The 2,339-nt window shown below is 66.2% G+C and carries 1 protein-coding gene and 1 pseudogene; both read left to right on the forward strand.

Going from position 1 to position 2,339, the window contains the following annotated elements; translation table 11 throughout:
* Positions 1-391: 391 nt before the first annotated feature.
* Positions 392-1,065 (forward strand): annotated as a pseudogene (gene ribA / locus ABZV38_RS40145) (GTP cyclohydrolase II).
* A 647-nt stretch (positions 1,066-1,712) separates the two neighbouring features.
* The gene (locus ABZV38_RS40150) at positions 1,713-2,039 is read left to right on the forward strand and encodes a hypothetical protein (RefSeq protein ID WP_356333884.1); all 327 of its coding nucleotides are present in this window, start codon (positions 1,713-1,715) and stop codon (positions 2,037-2,039) included.
* Positions 2,040-2,339 lie beyond the last annotated feature (300 nt).

A 2,339-nucleotide genomic window follows, 5' to 3' on the forward strand; every position in this document is an offset into this window, starting at 1 on the left:
CATTTTCAGCCCGTGCCGCTAGCCGCAACGCGCTGACCAGCATCGATCCCCGACCTGACCCACCGAAACCCCGCCGAACTGTGGAAGCCGGGTGAGCGGTGCGCCATATATGTCGAAGCCGCGTCGGCGAGATTCACCCCCGTGAGGGCACTGCTGGCGGCCACCAGTCGAAACAGAGGCCGCCAGTACGGCGGTACCCCTTCTGCTTCCATACGTCGTATGGAAATGCATTGATATCAGGGAATGTCCCCGAAATGTCCACCGTGAAGGTTTGCGGCGCCGAGGTGCAGCTCACCGGATCTGGGTGCGGACCGGGCGTGCCGACCTGGCGACGGAGTCGGCCCATCGCGCGACCAGCACCCTCAACCGCCGCCCCCGAGAACCAAACGTCATGCGCGAAACGCGCAACGCCACCGCATTCAGCGGCAGTAGCAATCCGACAGGCCCGTCGGCGGCCACGGTGCGCACCCGCGTGACGGTCCCGCTCCACTTGGGCGACGGCTATACGGTGTCCGCCGACCTCGCCACCTTCCACCACCTCGCCGACGGGCAGGAACACGTGGCCGTTATCCTCGGCGAACCCGCCGCTGGCCGGCCCCCGCTGGTGCGCCTGCACTCCGAGTGCCTGACCGGCGACGTCTTCAGCTCAGCCCGCTGCGACTGCGGCCCCCGGCTGTGCGAGGCGGTCGAGCACATCGCCGACCGTGGAGGCGTCTCTACCTCCGCCAGGAGGGACGTGGCATCGGTCTCTACGACAAGCTCGACGCTTACGCCCTCCAGGACCAGGGTCTCGACACCTACGACGCCAACGCGGCCCTCGGCCTCCCCGAGGAAGCCCGCGACTACACCGCCGCCGCGCAAATGCTCGCCGCCCTCGGCATCTTTGAGCTGGACCTGCTGTCCAACAACCCGGACCAGGCGGCCCAGCTGCGCACCCTGGGCCTTACCGTGACCCGGCACGTTCCCACGGGCGTCTTCACCACAGCCCACAACGTCCGCTACCTCCGTACCAAGGTGGTCCGCACCCAGCACACGCTGCCGCTGACGAAACTGACGGCGGGCTGACGGCCGATGCCCATCGGGCCATGGCCCAGCCTTGTTCGTCACCGCGATGCCGCGTGTGACCAGGCAGATGGGCCGCGTCGCCGAGCAGGAACCCGGAAGCTGTACTCGGTAAGTCGTGGGCCGCTGTCTCTCGGTTGGGGCTCCCTCCGGTAGCGAAAGCTTCAGCCGCAGGTCGAGCAGATGGGTGAAGACCGCTCGGGAGCAACGTTCGCAATGGGCAAGTTCTCGACCTGCCGTTGACCACGTGATGGGCCGGGGTATTTCGTAACGACCGCCCGCGGGCAACGCGCGGGTCTCGTTCCGGCGAACCCCTTCGCCATGCGGAGTGTCGGCCGGCACGAGGCCAGATTTCCGGCGCCGCGTCGCCGTCATCACGAGTGACAGGTGAGTCTCCTCCCGCTGACCGCACCCTTCGACTTTCCATACGACGTATGGTATCAATGAAGAGGGTTTCGTACGGCGTATGGAACCTCGGGGTATCGGCGCAACGGCACCTCTCTCGCGTCCGGTGACGCGGTACAGAGCCGACCGACGCCCAGGAAGCAGAGCGGTCCGCCCTGCTGCATTCGAATTCCGCCCCGCGAATCGCATCAGTGACCTGAGCGCCCGTTGCACTGACGGAGCGCTCTGAGCCGAAGGAAAAACCTGTGAGTAACTTTTCGAAGCGCATGCCTGTCGCCATCGCCTCCCTGGCGGTGGCCGGCGGAGCCGTTCTTGGTGCCGGGAGTACTGCGTCGGCCGCGACGGCGACGCCAGAACATGCCCTGCGCCCGGCCGTCAGCGTCGAGACCGACGACCACCGCTGGGGCGGCGACCGTGATCACCGCTGGGGCGGAGACCGCGACTATGGCTGGTACCGCCTCGACGACTACCGCTGGGACTACGGCATCAGCTACCTGTGGGAGGGTCGCCGGTACAGCGACGACTGCTGCAGCGCCGGTCGGACACGAAGGTTGCCTTCGTACGGCAACTGATGCTGGTGGCCTCCCGCACTGATCGTCGTAGTACAGCTTCTCCGTTCAGGCCTCGCTTGTTCCGACGACAGACCTGCCGATGGCCCTTGCCCTTCCCTTATGACTCGGCGCCAAGAGTGAGAGCAATGATGTCGTTGAAACCGTGATTCGGGGGCTACCTGTACAGCTCGTCGTCTCGCACGAGATGTCCTTGTCCGTGAGCATGAGCCCGGCTTCCACAGTTCGGCGGGGTTTCGGTGGGTCAGGTCGGGGATCGATGCTGGTCAGCGCGTTGCGGCTAGCGGCACGGGCTGAAAATGC

Origin of the sequence: Streptomyces sp. NPDC005181, assembly GCF_040608395.1 — a bacterium.
Taxonomy (GTDB): domain Bacteria; phylum Actinomycetota; class Actinomycetes; order Streptomycetales; family Streptomycetaceae; genus Streptomyces.